The sequence below is a fragment of the Vibrio sp. R12-SG2-ISO1 genome (assembly GCF_059834045.1).
In genome coordinates, this window is sequence record NZ_JCBDGO010000008.1 from 737,825 (window position 1) to 754,318 (window position 16,494).

Here is a 16,494-nt window from a genome sequence, read left to right on the forward strand (position 1 = left end):
CAGAGAGTTATCCAGATTGGTATGAGAAAGCCGTCATCTGACGGCATTTCAAACAAGTTGGCAGATTCTACCCAATTTCTAAGCGCTACGCACTAGCTAATTGGCTCACCGAGAATCCGTATCAAAGTGACTTGTCGCGACGATTGTCGCTCAAGATGAGAGGCGAACGTCTTGGCAAAGAGGATACCCGCTGCCGTTGCCAGTGCGGAGCACAAAATGACGACGCCCTCGCCAAGGCCAAACCAAGGCGCGATGAGAGCGGAGCCAAGCCAAGCCCCCAAGATCAAACCAAACAATGGTAGCAGATAGACCAGCGCGGCCGACTGCAACACGCGTTTCTCAGGCAGGCCAATTTCCACCACCTGCCCTTCACGTACCGCTTGTTTGGTCTCTAAGTGCCAGTAGAGTGATTTATTGCCAACCGCTTTCGACACAATCCCCGTGCCGCAGCTTTTTTGCGACGAGCAACTGTTGCAACTGGTCTGCTGCTCACAGCTCAGCTCGACGTGAAATCCGCCATGGTGCGCCTTGACCGAGGAGACGGTCGCCAGTGCCGTCATCATTGGTTGTGCCTTGAAGCATCAATCGTGACGGACTGAGCGATGCGTTTCGCCGTCGCAGGAGGAATATCACCAATCACAGAGATTTCCGCTGAACCACTGACAAAACTGTGCAACGTTCTTCGTCCTTGACGAACAAGCTGCCCTTTTAGTGACAAGTTGTCACTGTCGGAGACATAAATCGAGAAGCTGAACAGACCGTCGCTGTACATTTGACTCTCCACCATGCGCTCAGTGTTCGCCATACGATAACGGTTGAGCTCTTTGGGCTCAAAGCCGTTTGGAATCCAGTCTGCATGCCAATTAGGATTGTCTAAACTGCCTTTGGGCAGTGAGAGAACCTCTGGCAATTTTACCTCATTCAAACCACTTAAAATCGTGCCGATATGGTCGTTGACGCTATAGGAAATGGTGCGATATTGCTCTAACACTTCGCCATCACGATCCACCAGATCCGCTCTTAGAGGCAAATGCGTTTTCTCATCGACCCACAGCACGTAGGAGTAACGCAATCCGTCTTTGGGTACAACACGCAGCACTTGGCACGCCGTACCGGCCTCGCGAGCTCGGCCCACTTGGACGAAATCGTAGTACTGGCTTAATTCGTCAACATCGGCATTAAGCAAAGGGATGGTGGGGGCGACAATTTCACCCGACTCAATCGTAAACGGTTCGACACCAGGCTCAATGTAGCTGACTTCATTGCCACGGCGAATCACTTCACGGATAGGCCCACTGAGATAGACAAGGTGGGCAAGTTGTTGGTCGTCCGCTCGCGCGTGACGGTACAGCAAAGGCTCAATACTGTTTTTCTTGATCAGGATGTAAGAAAGCTCGTAATTGAGGTGCTGGCTGGCATCGTTCATTTGATCCAACAACGCCTTCGCAGCGTCATCGGCTGCAAAGGCGATTGGTGTATTCAAACTGAACAGTGCCAGCGCACTGATCAGGATTTTTCTCATTCAACTACCATTTCTGGGTGGTCATTCATCTGCTCTGTTTTACTGTTCAGACGCAGCTGAAGTTCATAATCTTGCAGCATAGCGTTAATGCGACGGCGTTGCTCTTGCACATCGACTTGACTCGCCGTACTGGATTGCGGCTCAACCGACGAACGCGTCAAGCTGACCGGCTCTGCACTGCCCGCAAACGGAATGGTTTGCAAAACAGGTAACTGGTCTGATTCTGGCGCGGCGGCATCAGACCCGCCGTATTGCTGAACGCCTAAAATAACGGCCAGCGATACGCAAGCCGCGACCGCGACTTGGCCAAACTGATTGAGCCATGCAGGCAACTGACGACGGGCTTGAGCAGGCGTCGGCTGCGACTCTACCTCGGTCTCTTTGATCTCTCGCACTGACGTATCTTGCAGAATCGAATGCGTAGGCTCAGACTCCAAAGCCAAAGCGACACTGTCTGCGATATTCCATTCAGGCTTTTGCGGCGCATCGCCACGCATGACATCACCAATGAGATGGTAATGCTTCCAAGCTTGTTGGCTGGACGCATCTTGCTCGAGCTCTGCAATCAGACCTTTGTCCACCAACTCTCCATCCATGAGCGCTGAAAGTTTCTCTTTGTCAGCCATTATCATTCACCATTAATCCTATCTATCAGGCATTAGGGTTGTCATTTACCTATCATTGACGTTGCATTAGCGGTTGGATTTTCTTCTCCACCGCCTCTCGAGCACGGAATATTCTCGAACGTACGGTTCCTACTGGGCAATCCATAACCCCAGCAATCTCTTCATAGCTCAAGCCGTCGAGCTCACGCAACGTCATCGCGGTTTTTAAATCATCAGGCAGTGCTTCAATCGCACTGAAAACAACGTGTTTCAATTCATTGGACAACGTTAAATTCTCAGGGTTCGATATTTCTTTCAGTGCACTACCGTTTTCGTAATATTCAGCTTCTTCAGTATCCACATCTTGCGCGGGTGGTCTGCGACCTTGGGCAACAATATGGTTTTTCGCAGTATTAACGGCTATTCGATACAACCAAGTGTAAAACGCGCTCTCGCCTCGAAAACTTGGGATGGCTCGATACGCCTTAATAAATGCTTCTTGTGCTACATCCGGGACATCCCCTGGGTTATTGATGTAGCGGGAGATAAGATTACAGACTTTGTTTTGATAGCGAATCACCAACAGGTTGAACGCTTGCTTATCTCCATTCTGAACTCGCTCAATTAATACTTGATCGGTCAGCTGCTCGTTCATTCGAGCGGGTACTCCTATTGTTATCGACTCTTATCCTCTCAGATATGAGCATTAATTATGCAAAATGTAGTATTGACACCACTGCTTACTTGAGCACTATTGTGACCTAGTAATAAAAATAAAGTTCAAAACAAATTTCACTATTTTTTGAGAAGTGATGCCCTTGCCACGAAGACGATTTGATTGTGCGCAGTGCCAAGGGGAAAAGCAATGTAATTTACGAAGAATTGCACCACTGGCGGTGCTATGATAGCAAGCCAGAGCAAGCTTTTATTGCAATTCATGGCTACCCGTACGCGACAGCTGACCGTGGCGGATGGATTTTGTCGGGTACAAATTAACTCGGGAACGTAACAGTTTTATGAACACAAACCGTGAACATCAATGTGATGTGTTAGTGGTGGGCAGCGGCGCTGCGGGTCTTTCATTGGCGCTTAGAGTGGCGGAGCATGGCAAAGTCATTGTATTGAGCAAAGGACCGCGTAGCGAAGGCGCGACTTACTATGCACAAGGAGGCATTGCCGCCGTTTTCGACGAATCAGACAGTATTGAATCCCATGTCCAAGACACCCTCATCGCTGGTGCAGGATTGTGCGAAGAGGAAAGCGTCAAATTTATCGCCGAAAATGCAAAAAAATGCGTACAGTGGTTGATTGATGGTGGTGTACCGTTCGACAAAGAAGATGACGACGGCAATGGCGAATCGCCTCGCTACCATCTCACGCGAGAAGGCGGCCACAGCCACAGACGTATTTTGCACGCTGCCGATGCGACGGGCATGGCGATGCAAACGTCGCTGCAAGACAACGCTCACAACCACCCAAACATCACGGTGCTCGAACGCCATAACGCGCTCGACCTCATCACAGAAGATAAAATAGGCGGTGATAAAGACAAAGTCATCGGCGCCTATATTTGGAACCGTAACCAAGAACACGTCGAAACCGTGCGCGCAAAGTTTGTGGTGTTAGCCACCGGCGGCGCCTCCAAAGTCTACCAATACACCTCAAACCCTGACGTCTCATCCGGTGACGGTATCGCAATGGCGTGGCGTGCAGGCTGCCGAGTGGCGAACTTAGAGTTCAACCAATTCCACCCAACCTGTCTCTATCATCCAGAGGCGCGAAACTTCTTGCTCACTGAAGCACTGCGTGGTGAAGGTGCGTACTTGCGCCGCCCCGATGGTTCTCGCTTTATGCCCGATTTCGATGAGCGAGAAGAGCTGGCCCCTCGAGATGTGGTTGCTCGCGCTATCGACTTCGAGATGAAACGCCTAGGTGCCGATTGCATGTATCTCGACATTAGCCACAAACCGGCAGACTTTATCGAGAAGCATTTCCCAACCATCAATATGCGTTTGCTCGATCTTGGTATTGATATGACCAAAGAGCCGATTCCTGTCGTTCCGGCTGCTCACTACACTTGTGGTGGCGTGATGGTCGACTTCAACGGTCAAACCGATTTGGCGCAGCTTTATGCGATCGGTGAAGTGAGTTACACCGGCTTGCATGGTGCCAACCGCATGGCCTCGAACTCTCTGCTCGAGTGCGTGGTGTATGCGTGGTCTGCCTCACAAGACATCATTGAGAAACTGCCATCGGCGACACTGGCCTCGAACTTACCGGCTTGGGATGAAAGCCAAGTCAGCTGCTCTGACGAAGAGGTGGTGATCCAACATAACTGGCATGAACTGCGCCTGTTCATGTGGGATTACATGGGCATTGTCCGTACCGACAAACGCTTAGAGCGCGCCATGCGCCGTATCCAACTGCTTCAGCAAGAGACACACGAGTACTACAGCAACTTTAAAGTCTCGAATAACCTGTTGGAATTGCGAAATCTACTCCAAGTGGCTGAGTTAATGGTGCGCTGTGCCATGCAACGTAAAGAGAGTCGCGGCTTGCATTACACCCTCGATTACCCTGAACTGGCCAAAGACAGCGGCCCGACCATTCTCGTGCCCGATAAACGTCAGTCGATCAAAAATTAACATTAGGGAGCGCGCTGCTCCCTTTTTGTTTGCTGCAACTTAGTTTGACGCAACGCCACCAGCAAATGCCGATATTGCCCATCGGGCAGACTGTCTCGCCACAACAACACACGCTTACCGTCACTACGCGTCAAACATAGCGCCCACGCAGACAAAGCGGTGGAGACTGCTTTAATCCCAAACTGTCGACCTTGGTAGTGATAGCAAAAATCAGCATCAAATGTGATAGCCCCCTTTAGAGAATCATGGAGCATCCCGCCTGAGTTGGCCCATAGAAACAGAGACAACAACACAATAGGCGTTACGACTAAAGGTAAGGCGCTTGTGATGAGCAGGCAGCAAGTCAACATCGATACAATGACATTGACTTGAGCGGCCATAAAAGAAGGATGAGCGCAAACGCTCATGGATGAAGGGGAGTTAACGTACCTTACTGAGGTTGTGGGCGACAATTTTGTCCACCATTGCTGCATGACCTAGGTTTTCACTGCGACCGTGCCCCATTATCCAGGTGAACAAGTCCGGATCATCACACTCCAACAGTGACACAAAATCGCGCTGTTCGTTTTCTTGCAGGCTATCAAAGCACTCTTCGAAAAACGGCATGATGACCACATCCAGCTCCAACATTCCTCGGCGACATCCCCATTTGATACGCGCTTTCTCTTCCGCGGTGTACATTCTATTTATTCCTCACCTTGTCGGTTGTTTTCGCCGAGTGTAACAAGCAAAGCACTTTGCAACTACTAACTCAGTCACAGTCCGAACGCTTGCTGTTGAAGACAAAGGTTGTTTCAGGGCGCAGAGGGGCATTATGATAGCCAAATTAAGTCACCTTCATTACTCATTAGGTAGTCAACTATGGACTGGAACACGACATTTTCGCCACTCCCACTCTCTTCGCAAGACGCTCTTCCTTCGCTTGCCATAGCGCCACTGGAGTCTTGGGCGCTGATTCAGGCAACCGGCCAAGACAGTAAGTCTTACCTGCAAGGGCAGTTGACCTGTGACGTCGTGACTCTGGCGCAAGATGAAGTTCGCCTCGGCGCCCATTGCGATGCGAAAGGTAAGGTATGGAGTGCGTTTCATCTCTTTCATCACCAACAAGGCTATGGGATGTTTCAGCCTAAGGCTTTAGTTGAGAAAGAGATCGCCGAGTTAAAAAAATACGCCATTTTTTCCAAAGTGGAGTTCAGTGAAAGTTCGCTAACACTCCTGGGCGTGATGGGCAGTGCCGCCGATGCATTTATTGATGCTTTGACTCAAGAGCGCGGTGATGTGCGTTTGCTACACGAAGGTAGCGCGGTACGTATCGGCCAGCAGCGCTGGGTTGTGATCACCAATGAAGAGACGGCATTTCAAATCGTCGATACCTTTGAAGGGCAAAAGAGCGATGAGTCACTGTGGCGCCTGTACGACATTCAATCGGCCAGCCCTAGCCTTACTCAAGCGCAGCAAAATGAGCACATTCCTCAAGCGCTGAACCTTCAAGCTCTCGGCGGGATTAGCTTCACAAAAGGCTGCTACACCGGACAAGAAACCGTAGCAAGAGCGAAATACCGTGGCATCAACAAGCGAGCCCTGTTTATTTTAAAAGGCCAGTGCGATGTAGCGCTGGAAGAAAACGCGGAACTTGAACGTGCGGTCGGTGACAACTGGCGCAGTGCGGGCCATGTATTGGCGAGCTACCAATACACCGATGGCGTGTGTCTCGCGTTAGCGGTGCTGCCAAATAACCTAGAGGCAGAGACGCCCTTTCGTTTCAAGCACCTTGAGCACTCTCGTCTGACGTTTGCACCGTTGCCATACTCACTTGACGAGGCGTAAGCATATCCGCACTCAAGTCACGCAGTTTCTAGAGCAGCAGCAGGTGTCTTATCGCTTGCTGCCTCACGAGAGCGAAGCGATCACAATTGACGAGGCAGCACGGCAACGTGGCGTGCGCCCAGCCCAAATGGTTAAGTCTATTTTGCTGCGTGATATGAGCGATCGCTACGCCTTGGCGTGCGCCCCTGGGCACTGCCGCGTTGACCCGAAAAAAGTGAGAGCGCAGCTCAATTGGCGCCGCATGACTTGCGTTCCGATAGACGAAGTCCCCACTATCACCGGCTACCCTATCGGAGCTGTCGTACCTTTACTGCTCGCTCAGGAAATGCCGATACTGTTCGATGCTCACATTCTTAATGAACCCATTGTCACCATTAGTAGTGGTTCTCCCCTTGCAGGTATCGCTCTTCAGTGCGACGACCTGCTTAAGCTTTGCCAACCCTTGGTATCAGATATCATTCATACATGATACACAGCTCTCACTTTCAGAGATTTTGTGATAAAGATCGCAATTAGCAATCACTAATTAAAAATTTTTATTCATTTTTAAAGCATATATAGTCACAAGAAATAAAATGCAGTATCCTGCTCGCGTTGGTTTAAGAATCGAGCGAATTAAGATGTATTGCTTGGCACTGCGATTTTATTCACCTAGTGTAAAGCGCGTAGTGTAATCCTTCTCCAACAAAAAAGTGAATCCACTGATTGTTTCAGGACATCCACTTTTTGTGTAATGCATCTGTGACTATTCGCCCGCCTTGTGCGGGCATTTTTTCTGGCAATTAACAATTTTCTAACACTTTCCTATTAGTTTGGGCTATTCTTATTTCTGTCATATTGCTCTGGCTTAATTTCCGGCGTTGAGAAACCCCAAACCGAACAGAATCGACAGAACATAAATGAGGTAACAATCACACCAATTTGGATATTTATCCGTAAATTTGCCTACAGCAACACAAATATCCAAATAGAAAGACTTTAACTGCATATTCCCCCATAACAATCACACATTCTAATTGGGGAATTTAGTATGATTCGCAGTGCTTGCTAAAGAAAAGGAACAACGTATGAGACTGTTTAAGCGCTATACACCAAGTATGATTGCTAAACACGTGAGTCGGCTATTTAAGGGAAGAATCTACATCTACGGAGTCGGAGGTTTTGAGTTTGATAATGGCAAGCTCATCCTACCCGCAAAAGCAGAAAGCAAACACTTCAAAGCGGTGAAGGAAGTGAATCAAGAAATTATGAAGCTCCGTTGCGCGTACGCTTGAGCGTTACCATACCGCCAATGAGCGCGGGTGGAACACTCAAAGAGATAAAGTAAAAGGGTTGGCTAGTGGCCAACCCTTTATTATTTTCCCGGCTATGGTTTTCGCGGCTATGGACGCTTGATAAACACACGGAGTGAGGAGAGTGTCCTGAATTCTGTGTAACTGTCTAGACTTAAGCCTTAAAGGCTAAGGATGGACAATATGGATAAGAAAGCACTCGAAGCTTTTGCTCGTGAAGCAGCAAAGTCAATTAAGACTGAATCTGATCTTGATGACTTCCGAAAAATGTTAACCAAGGTGACCGTTGAAACGGCGTTAAACGCTGAACTCGATGAGCACCTTGGGTATCAAAAACACCAACCTAGAACTAGCTCCAACTCCCGCAATGGCTACTCGGGTAAATCAATCATCACCGATGATGGAGAAGTCGATATCGACGTCCCTCGCGATCGTGAAGCTAGCTTTGAACCTCAACTCGTCCGCAAGCACCAAACTCGATTCCAATCCATGGACGACAAGATATTAAGCCTATATGCGAAAGGCATGACCACACGTGAAATCGTCGCAACGTTCAAGGAAATGTATGATGCAGACGTCTCACCAACGCTGATATCAAAGGTGACCGACTCGGTACTCGAGCAAGTGATTGAATGGCAGTCGCGACCTCTCGACGAAATTTACCCTATCGTCTATCTCGATTGCATCGTGGTTAAGGTGCGTCAAGACAAGCAAGTCATCAACAAAGCGGTCTATCTTGCGTTAGGCGTCAACATGGAAGGCCAGAAAGAACTGCTCGGCATGTGGCTCTCTGAAACGGAAGGCGCCAAGTTCTGGCTTAACGTGCTGACAGAGCTTCAAAACCGTGGGGTAAAAGACATCCTTATCGCTTGCGTTGACGGACTAAAAGGTTTTCCTGACGCCATCAATACTGCGTTCCCAGAGACGCAAATACAGCTCTGTATCGTCCACATGGTGCGAAACTCGGTCAAATACGTCCCTTGGAAAGACTACAAAGCGGTGACGGCTGACCTGAAGAAAATCTACCAATCAGCCACAGAAGATGAGGCACTGCTCGCTTTAGAGCAGTTCTCTGAACGATGGGATAGTAAGTATCCTCAAATCAGTCGCTCTTGGACGGCGCATTGGGACAACCTCAACACCCTGTTTAACTACCCAGAGGATATTCGCCGAGCCATTTACACGACTAACGCCATTGAATCCCTCAACAGCGTTATTAGAAAAGCGATCAAGAAGCGCAAGCTCTTCCCAACGGATGAATCAGCTAGAAAGGTGATCTACCTGGCTATCCGAGATGCTTCCAAGAAGTGGACGATGCCGATTAGAAACTGGCGACAAGCTCTAAACCGCTTTATGATTATGTTCGAAGACCGACTCACTGAATACATGTAACCCCCGACAGTTACACAGAATTATTTACAGGGTCGGAGTGAGCTTAATCGGGTTGGAGTGTTCGAGCCCGTTTGGCCAACTCAGGGAGATTGCCTTTAAGCCCAAGGGCGCGCTTCATCACTTCATCTTTTGCGCCCGGTAGTTGCCCCAACAAAGACATACCAATCCCTCGCACCAGTTTCTTCGCAGGGTTGTCGCCGGAAAACAGATCTTTAAATCCTTGCATGGCGGCAATCATTTTCGCCGCTTCCGCTTTCCGCCAGCGTTCATAGGCGCGCAAATTGCGCTTGCGGCCAATATCTTCACCGCGCTGCCAAATCTCGACGATCTCTTGCGCTAGGCTAGCTGCATCCAGCAAGCCCAAGTTCACGCCTTGACCGGCCAATGGATGAATGGTGTGCGCGGCATCGCCCACTAAGGCGATACGCTCAGCAACAAAGTCTCGTGCGTAACGCATTTTAAGAGGAAAAGCAAAGCGTTCACCTTGCACTTCACATAGCCCTAGCCGCCCGTCAAACTCAACCATCAACTGCTTGTTGAACTCGCTGTCACTCATCTCAACTAAGCGCTGAGCTCGGTTCGGATCGGTGGACCAGACAATCGAGCTCATCTTGCTATCATTAAGGGGAAGAAACGCAAGCGGCCCTTGCGCAGTAAAAATCTGCCGAGCGACTCTTTGATGCTCATCTTCTGTGACGACATTCGCCACCACCGCACTATGGCCATAATCCCAATTGGTCAATGGAATATCTTGCTGCTGTCGAACCCAAGAGTTCGCGCCATCTGCGCCAACCACCAGCTTGGCCGTCAATGCTTGACCATCATCCAACGTCAACCACGCTTCGCTTTCACCGACCGCAAGGGTTTGACACTTGGCCGGCATAAACATTGATACATTGGCTTGCTGCGTCACTTTCTCAAGCAACGCGAGCTGTATGACTCGGTTTTCAACAATATGGCCGAGATCGGGCTGGGCGAGCTGCGTGGCATCAAACTCGATACGTGCAAAGCTGTCTTGCTCCCACACTTCCATCGCTTGATAAGGCGCTGCACGTCTTGAAATAATGCCATCCCAAGCGCCAATATTGCGCAATAGAAGTTCACTGGAACGACTGAGCGCAGAGACGCGCACGTCCGGCAATGCTCCTAGCTCAGGCTCGGGTTGCTGACTTTCAATCACGGCAATCCGCAAATCGGTCTCTTTGAGCGCTGCGGCCAACGCTAGACCAACCATTCCGCCACCAACGATAGCAATATCAACACTTTGCATGAACTGTCCTTTCTTTTCTACGATGTGATGGCCGGTTAACGTGCCACCAAACCCAATGTGCGTTGTAAAAGTGGCTTTTTCACTGGCGGCGCCCACTCCATTACCGCCAGTCCTAGGTTTCGACCAATTCGCATGGCTAAGTAATCGTTCGAGAAGGTATGAACCAGACCGGCGGTCAACGCAATGGTTTGCTCACGATCCGCTTCTCGACGCTGGCGATATTTGGACAAAAGATCATAGTGCCCAGGATCGTTGGGTGCGCCCGCGATCAGCTCAGCCAGTGTCGCCACATCTCGGATACCCAAGTTAAATCCTTGCCCTGCGATAGGGTGCAAGGTTTGCGCTGCGTTGCCCACCACCGCGATACGATGGGCGATCGTTTGTCGACGTGTACGCAAAATCAGTGGATAGCTGGCGCGTTGGCCAGCCTGTTGCAACTGGCCAAGTCGCCAGCCAAACGCCGTTTGTAGCTGAGCTAAAAACGCGCGGTCAGTGAGGGAAAGCAACTCGCTAGCGCGATCAGGTTTGACGCACCACACCAAAGACAACCGCTCTTGCGACATAGGTAACAGCGCCAAAGGGCCGGTTTCAGTGAAGCGTTCAAATGCCTGTCCATGATGTGGCTGCTGAGCACGAATATTGGCAATGATTGCCACTTGATCAAAGTCATGCTCATTGAGGGTCAGCCCCACTTGATCGCAGCTCGATGATAACGCACCGTCTGCCGCAACCAGCAATCGACTTCGAATGTGCTCACCACTAGACAGGATAATCTCAACGTGCTGAGCACTTCTCTCCAGTTGTAGCACAGAATCTGGGCAGTAAAGCGCAATCGCGGGGCGCTCACTGACCAGTTGGTGATAAATACGCCCAACATCGGCCAACTCGACAACGTAGCCCAACGCTTGATCACCGATCTCTTCTCTGCTGATCGACGTCATGCCTGCATGGCCGCGATCAGAGACATGGATATGATTGATGCTCGTTGCCACTGGCGCGATGGCTGACCACAGCCCCCACTGCTTCAACTGCTTCGCACTGCCATAAGAGAGCGCGATAGAGCGCGAATCAAAGCCAGGGTGTCGACTGTGATCGGACTCGAAAGACTCCACAACCGCAATCGACAACTCACCATGACACAGAGTATCCAGCGCGAGAGCCAGCGTCATTCCCGCCATGGCTCCCCCTGATATCACCACATCATACTGCTTCATCCTGATTCCTTACTGACGAATTAATGGATCGTAGGTGCGCGCTCGGGCGTACTCGGTTTTTGACCGAACTCGGCATGAATCGTCAGTACGCACGCTTTGATGTGCTCGATCACTTGCAGAAGCAGATCCGCTTGCTCTTGCAGATCATCATCTTCGTCGATCCCCAATTTCGAGATCTCCTCAAGATCCGCAAGGGCTTCTTTGCACTCTTGAGACGCTTTTTTCAAATTGGTGCCGACCAAGCCAAGCCCAGAGATAAAATGGTTTACCCAATCGGCCACACCATCAGCCACATCAAACAACGAGGCACTGGCCTCCTCATCGGGCAATAGCAAGGCCATCTCTAAGCTGGCGCTGGTCATATCTGCAACCGTCACATCCAACGTCTTTTGCGCGTGTGCTAACGCACTGGTTGGCCATCCCATGCCTTCGTTGGTGTAGTCAAACAGCATCGGTTGCCAGCTTTTATCAGTCAGACTCAAACCACCGCTGAGCATGCCCGTCAATAAGCCGTGTAGCTCAGAAGGGTTCACAGCCAGTCCGGCACTTTGCAGTTCGCTAGCGAGAGAGAGGTAATCTGGTAGGGATTTATTGCTCATAGAAATGACCCAAATTTTACAGGAATTGGACTAATCCTAACACTTACCACACCTGGCGAAAACGCACGAATCGACAATAGTGAATAGCTTTTACGCAAATTGTCCATTTCGTGTCTTTTTACACTCGAGTCGGTCGTGAAAAGCTTGAATCTTATCTAGGCTTTTCCTATAGTTTCCTCCTCGGTGACATTGCGTAGGGCGCTGGATTGTCATCTTAATCGGAATATTTGAATTGATATGAGTAATCAAGCGGTAGATGTCGAAATTTTAGGAAAGCTGACGAGAGTGAATTGCCCTGCGGGACAAGAAGACTCACTACGTCGAGCTGCAAAGCGCCTTGATGAAAGCCTAAAAGAGATGACCGCAAAAACCAAAATGACCAATGAAGTGCAATTGTTGACCTTCGTCGCGTTGAACTTCTGTCATGAACTCGAAACCCGTGATACTGTGGAAGAGCAACAGAATCACATGTGTGAGCGCATGGAATTGCTCACCGCATCGATTGACGATGCATTGAATAAAGTAAAGCCAGGACAGCAATAATCAAGAATTTACCCTGGAGTGTGCGTGAGGGGATTAGTCCCTGAGCCGATAAGCAATACCCAAGGGTCGGTACTTGATAGCTATTGAGCAAGCTCGGCATGCACCGAGAAGCCTACGGTTATCATTGCTGATCCGCCTTGAACCAGCTGGTTCAAGGGTCAACATCTCCAACGGCACTCTGGGGTATCCTCCTTGCGCAACATGCGTTGGATTTACCCTTTGATAGGGGTAACGCAGCATGTCTGAGTCTCGACAACAATTTCGTCAAACCATCCGCCAAAAACGACAGCAACTTGCCAGTGATGTGCAACACCTCGCCGCGCTTGATCTCGTGCGTCAGTTTTCATCACTTCCAGAGCTCACCTCTGCCGAGCACATCGCACTTTATCTCTCAACGGACGGCGAAATTGACACCATGCCGTTAATCGAATGGCTATGGCAACAAGGTAAAAAAACCTATCTCCCTGTGCTGCATCCTTTTTCCAAAGGCCACCTGCTGTTTTTGCACTATCACGCCAACACGCCGTTAGTGGAAAACCGCTTCTACATTCCAGAGCCCAAGCTTGACCAAACTCAAGTCATCCCGGTAGAAAAACTGGATTTAATCTGCACACCTTTGGTCGGTTTTGACTCCAGTGGCCAACGTCTTGGCATGGGCGGCGGCTACTACGATCGTACCTTAGCCAAATGGTTTGCCTGCTCGCAAGGCGCAAAGCCAATTGGCTTAGCCCATGATTGCCAACACGTTGATGTCCTACCTGCTGAGCAATGGGACGTGCCACTTCCAAAAATAGTGACCCCAAGCCGGATATGGGATTGGGAATAGACGCCATTTGCGGCTATAATCGCGCGCAATTCACCGATATTTACACCGCATTTAGGAGATGGGCATGACTCAAGATGAAATGAAAAAAGAAGCCGGCTGGGCTGCACTACAATATGTCGAAAAAGGCAGCATTGTCGGTGTGGGTACGGGCTCCACTGTGAATCACTTCATCGATGCATTGGGCACTATGAAAGACGACATCAAAGGTGCCGTATCCAGCTCTGAAGCTTCCACCGAGAAACTCAAAGGACTCGGTATCGAAGTGTTTGATTGCAATGACGTGACCAAACTGGATGTCTACGTCGATGGCGCGGATGAAATCAACCCAGCACGTGAAATGATCAAAGGTGGCGGCGCGGCACTGACTCGCGAAAAGATCGTCGCGGCGATTTCCGACAAGTTCATCTGTATTGTCGACAACACCAAAGCCGTTGAGGTTCTTGGTCAATTCCCATTGCCCGTTGAAGTCATCCCTATGGCTCGCGCTTACGTTGCACGTGAACTGGTTAAACTTGGTGGTGAGCCTGTCTACCGTGAAGGTGTTCTGACCGACAATGGCAACATCATTCTCGACGTTCACAATATGAAGATTGTTGAACCTAAAAAGACCGAAGATCAGATCAATGCCATCGCGGGCGTCGTGACCGTTGGCCTGTTCGCTCATCGCGGCGCGGATGTCGTGATCACCGGGACACCAAACGGAGCCCAAATCGAGGCATAAAACGACTTAATTTAGTTATTTCCTTACAAACGGCGCCTTTAGGTGCCGTTTTTCTTTTTAGCCCGATAAAAATTATTCCTTATTCCGTAATTTTCTTACCCAAGCTGTATTTTTTTTGTTAACTTAGTGAGCAGAAGACGCACAAGGAAAACGTTTGCGTCACACTAAGTGTCGAAAAAACGTTGTCATTTAACATGTGCGCCAGTTAAGCCCCAATTTCCCATTATAAGGATGAACATAATGGCCAAAGTTTCACTGGAAAAAGACAAAATTAAGATTCTACTCCTAGAAGGCCTTCACCCATCGTCGGTCGAAGTTTTGCAAGCCGCTGGCTACTCCAACATTGAGTACCATAAAGGTTCCCTTGCAGAAGATGAGCTTCTAGAAGCCGTTAAAGATGCACACTTTATTGGTATTCGCTCGCGCACCAACCTCTCCAAGGAAGTAATTGATGCTGCTGAAAAGTTAGTCGCGATTGGCTGTTTTTGTATTGGTACCAACCAAGTGGATCTTAATGCGGCGTCCGTTCGCGGTATTCCAGTGTTTAATGCCCCATTCTCGAACACGCGCAGTGTGGCAGAGTTGGTGCTAGGTCAAGTTCTCCTACTCCTTCGCGGTATCCCTGAAAAGAATGCCCTTGCCCACCGTGGCATTTGGAAGAAGAGTGCTGATCACTCTTACGAAGCGCGCGGTAAACGCCTTGGCATCATTGGTTACGGTCACATCGGTACCCAGCTTGGCATCATCGCTGAAAACTTGGGTATGCGCGTCTACTACTACGACATTGAAAACAAACTCTCTCTTGGCAACGCGACACAAGTCCACACCATGAGTGAGCTTCTCAATAAGTGTGATGTCATTTCTCTGCACGTACCAGAAACGCCAGAAACCAAAAACATGATGGGCGCTGAAGAGTTTGCTCGCATGAAGCCAGGCTCAATCTTCATCAACGCCGCTCGTGGTACCGTGGTGGATATTGAAGCGCTGTGCCATGCAATGGAATCAGGCCACCTAGCTGGCGCGGCGATTGATGTGTTCCCGGTGGAACCAAAGACCAATGCGGACCTATTTGAATCGCCATTACAGAAGTTTGACAACGTTATCCTCACCCCTCACGTCGGCGGTTCGACACAAGAAGCGCAAGAGAACATCGGCGTGGAAGTCGCGGGTAAGTTAGCGAAATACTCAGACAACGGGTCAACCCTATCGAGTGTTAACTTCCCTGAGGTGTCGCTGCCTGAACACCGTGACTGTTCGCGTTTGCTGCACATTCACAAAAACCGTCCTGGCATCCTGACGCAAATTAACACCATCTTCGCAGAAGATGGCATCAACATCGCGGCTCAGTACCTGCAAACCAGCGCAGAGATCGGCTACGTGGTGATTGACGTTGAAACGGGCCGCTCTGAAGAGGCGCTTGAGAAGCTAAAAAGCATTGAAGGCACCATTCGCGCGCGAATCCTGCACTAATGGTTCGTTGAGCAGCAATAAAAAACCACCGCTAGGTGGTTTTTTATTGGGATAAACTTAATTAAAGATGGGTTTATGGCTTGAGCGTTCGCTCTCCGCGAGCAATGCCTACCACGCCACTTCGCGCCACTTCAATCACATCCGTCACTTCAGAAATCGCTTGAATGAAGGCATCCAGTTTGTCACTGGTCCCAGCCAACTGAACGGTGTATTGCGAAGAGGTCACATCGACAATTTGACCGCGGAAAATATCCGCCGTGCGCTTCACTTCAGCGCGAGCAAAGCCACTGGCTTTGACTTTCACCATCATCAGTTCGCGTTCGATATGCTCAAACTCGGTGACTTCTTGCACTTTCAGCACGTCAATCAGCTTGTGCAGTTGCTTTTGAATCTGTTCAAGCTGCATGTTATCTGAAATGGTCGTAATGTTGAGGCGTGATAAGGTCTCATCGTCTGTCGGTGATACCGTCAATGACTCAATGTTATAGCCACGCTGAGAGAATAGCCCCACCACGCGAGACAAGGCACCCGGCTGGTTTTCCAGTAGTAGTGAAATAATATGTCGCAT

General features: G+C 49.7%; 19 protein-coding genes and 1 other RNA gene. 10 read left to right on the forward strand and 10 right to left on the reverse strand.

All coding sequences use genetic code 11. The features are described 5' to 3' along the window. Positions 1-92 precede the first annotated feature (92 nt). The 4 genes from AC6R10_RS08730 to rpoE are packed head-to-tail and all read right to left on the reverse strand — an operon-like array spanning position 93 to position 2,782. Positions 93-563: a SoxR reducing system RseC family protein gene (locus tag AC6R10_RS08730; RefSeq protein ID WP_500671998.1), complete on the reverse strand. Its 471-nt coding sequence runs from the start codon at positions 561-563 to the stop codon at positions 93-95. Next, positions 560-1,522 carry a sigma-E factor regulatory protein RseB gene (gene rseB, locus AC6R10_RS08735; protein ID WP_487901380.1) on the reverse strand — a complete coding sequence of 321 codons (963 nt, stop codon included), beginning with the start codon at positions 1,520-1,522 and terminating at the stop codon, positions 560-562. Before rseB ends, AC6R10_RS08730 begins: the two co-directional genes overlap by 4 nt. Beyond that, positions 1,519-2,148, reverse strand: a complete 630-nt coding sequence (locus AC6R10_RS08740; protein WP_500671999.1) for an RseA family anti-sigma factor — start codon at positions 2,146-2,148, stop codon at positions 1,519-1,521. The genes rseB and AC6R10_RS08740 overlap by 4 nt, the downstream gene beginning before the upstream one ends. 52 nt (positions 2,149-2,200) lie before the next feature. After that, a complete protein-coding gene (gene rpoE / locus AC6R10_RS08745; RefSeq protein WP_500672000.1) occupies positions 2,201-2,782 on the reverse strand; it encodes an RNA polymerase sigma factor RpoE in 582 nt (193 codons plus the stop codon). Between the two features lie 361 nt (positions 2,783-3,143). Here rpoE and nadB point away from each other — a divergent pair, with 361 nt between their 5' ends. After that, complete coding sequence (nadB, locus tag AC6R10_RS08750; RefSeq protein ID WP_500672001.1) at positions 3,144-4,772, forward strand: L-aspartate oxidase; 1,629 nt, start codon at positions 3,144-3,146, stop codon at positions 4,770-4,772. A 2-nt stretch (positions 4,773-4,774) separates the two neighbouring features. On the opposite strand, the gene AC6R10_RS08755 is transcribed toward nadB, so the two are convergent. Next, on the reverse strand, positions 4,775-5,245 hold the full coding sequence (locus AC6R10_RS08755) for a protein YgfX (RefSeq protein WP_500672002.1): 471 nt from the start codon (positions 5,243-5,245) through the stop codon (positions 4,775-4,777). Beyond that, on the reverse strand, positions 5,193-5,453 hold the full coding sequence (locus AC6R10_RS08760; protein ID WP_334554172.1) for an FAD assembly factor SdhE: 261 nt from the start codon (positions 5,451-5,453) through the stop codon (positions 5,193-5,195). Before AC6R10_RS08760 ends, AC6R10_RS08755 begins: the two co-directional genes overlap by 53 nt. Before the next feature lie 180 nt (positions 5,454-5,633). Between AC6R10_RS08760 and ygfZ the strand changes: the two genes are divergently transcribed. From ygfZ to AC6R10_RS08780, 4 genes are all read left to right on the forward strand, one after another. Then, a complete protein-coding gene (gene ygfZ / locus AC6R10_RS08765) occupies positions 5,634-6,599 on the forward strand; it encodes a tRNA-modifying protein YgfZ (protein WP_500672003.1) in 966 nt (321 codons plus the stop codon). Beyond that, the gene (locus AC6R10_RS08770; protein ID WP_500627908.1) at positions 6,586-7,068 is read left to right on the forward strand and encodes an aminoacyl-tRNA deacylase; all 483 of its coding nucleotides are present in this window, start codon (positions 6,586-6,588) and stop codon (positions 7,066-7,068) included. Before ygfZ ends, AC6R10_RS08770 begins: the two co-directional genes overlap by 14 nt. A 598-nt stretch (positions 7,069-7,666) precedes the next feature. Continuing rightward, positions 7,667-7,873: a DUF1107 domain-containing protein gene (locus AC6R10_RS08775; RefSeq protein WP_334554167.1), complete on the forward strand. Its 207-nt coding sequence runs from the start codon at positions 7,667-7,669 to the stop codon at positions 7,871-7,873. A 201-nt stretch (positions 7,874-8,074) separates the two neighbouring features. After that, positions 8,075-9,283 (forward strand): IS256 family transposase, encoded by a 1,209-nt coding sequence (locus AC6R10_RS08780; protein WP_500625857.1) that lies wholly within the window; start codon positions 8,075-8,077, stop codon positions 9,281-9,283. Between the two features lie 43 nt (positions 9,284-9,326). Here AC6R10_RS08780 and AC6R10_RS08785 read toward each other — a convergent pair whose 3' ends face one another. From AC6R10_RS08785 to AC6R10_RS08795, 3 genes are read right to left on the reverse strand one after another with little or no spacing between them, the layout of a single operon-like run. Continuing rightward, a complete protein-coding gene (locus AC6R10_RS08785) occupies positions 9,327-10,553 on the reverse strand; it encodes an FAD-dependent 2-octaprenylphenol hydroxylase (protein WP_500672004.1) in 1,227 nt (408 codons plus the stop codon). Between the two features lie 35 nt (positions 10,554-10,588). After that, entirely contained in the window at positions 10,589-11,767 is a 1,179-nt protein-coding gene (gene ubiH, locus AC6R10_RS08790; RefSeq protein WP_500672005.1) for a 2-octaprenyl-6-methoxyphenyl hydroxylase, read from the reverse strand. 20 nt (positions 11,768-11,787) lie between these two features. After that, positions 11,788-12,366 (reverse strand): YecA/YgfB family protein, encoded by a 579-nt coding sequence (locus AC6R10_RS08795; RefSeq protein WP_487901387.1) that lies wholly within the window; start codon positions 12,364-12,366, stop codon positions 11,788-11,790. A 237-nt stretch (positions 12,367-12,603) separates the two neighbouring features. On the opposite strand from AC6R10_RS08795, the gene AC6R10_RS08800 reads away from it, so the two are divergent. The 5 genes from AC6R10_RS08800 to serA all read left to right on the forward strand — a co-directional run bounded on the left by AC6R10_RS08800 (position 12,604) and on the right by serA (position 15,926). After that, positions 12,604-12,909 carry a cell division protein ZapA gene (locus AC6R10_RS08800; protein ID WP_334554159.1) on the forward strand — a complete coding sequence of 102 codons (306 nt, stop codon included), beginning with the start codon at positions 12,604-12,606 and terminating at the stop codon, positions 12,907-12,909. 7 nt (positions 12,910-12,916) lie between these two features. Further along, a non-coding RNA gene (ssrS, locus tag AC6R10_RS08805) (6S RNA) lies at positions 12,917-13,098 on the forward strand. A gap of 49 nt (positions 13,099-13,147) precedes the next feature. Next, positions 13,148-13,735, forward strand: a complete 588-nt coding sequence (locus tag AC6R10_RS08810; RefSeq protein ID WP_500672006.1) for a 5-formyltetrahydrofolate cyclo-ligase — start codon at positions 13,148-13,150, stop codon at positions 13,733-13,735. 64 nt (positions 13,736-13,799) lie between these two features. Then, on the forward strand, positions 13,800-14,456 hold the full coding sequence (gene rpiA / locus AC6R10_RS08815) for a ribose-5-phosphate isomerase RpiA (RefSeq protein WP_500628780.1): 657 nt from the start codon (positions 13,800-13,802) through the stop codon (positions 14,454-14,456). Between the two features lie 240 nt (positions 14,457-14,696). Then, positions 14,697-15,926 carry a phosphoglycerate dehydrogenase gene (serA, locus tag AC6R10_RS08820; RefSeq protein ID WP_500672007.1) on the forward strand — a complete coding sequence of 410 codons (1,230 nt, stop codon included), beginning with the start codon at positions 14,697-14,699 and terminating at the stop codon, positions 15,924-15,926. A gap of 73 nt (positions 15,927-15,999) precedes the next feature. Here serA and ilvN read toward each other — a convergent pair whose 3' ends face one another. Continuing rightward, complete coding sequence (gene ilvN / locus AC6R10_RS08825; protein WP_334554152.1) at positions 16,000-16,494, reverse strand: acetolactate synthase small subunit; 495 nt, start codon at positions 16,492-16,494, stop codon at positions 16,000-16,002.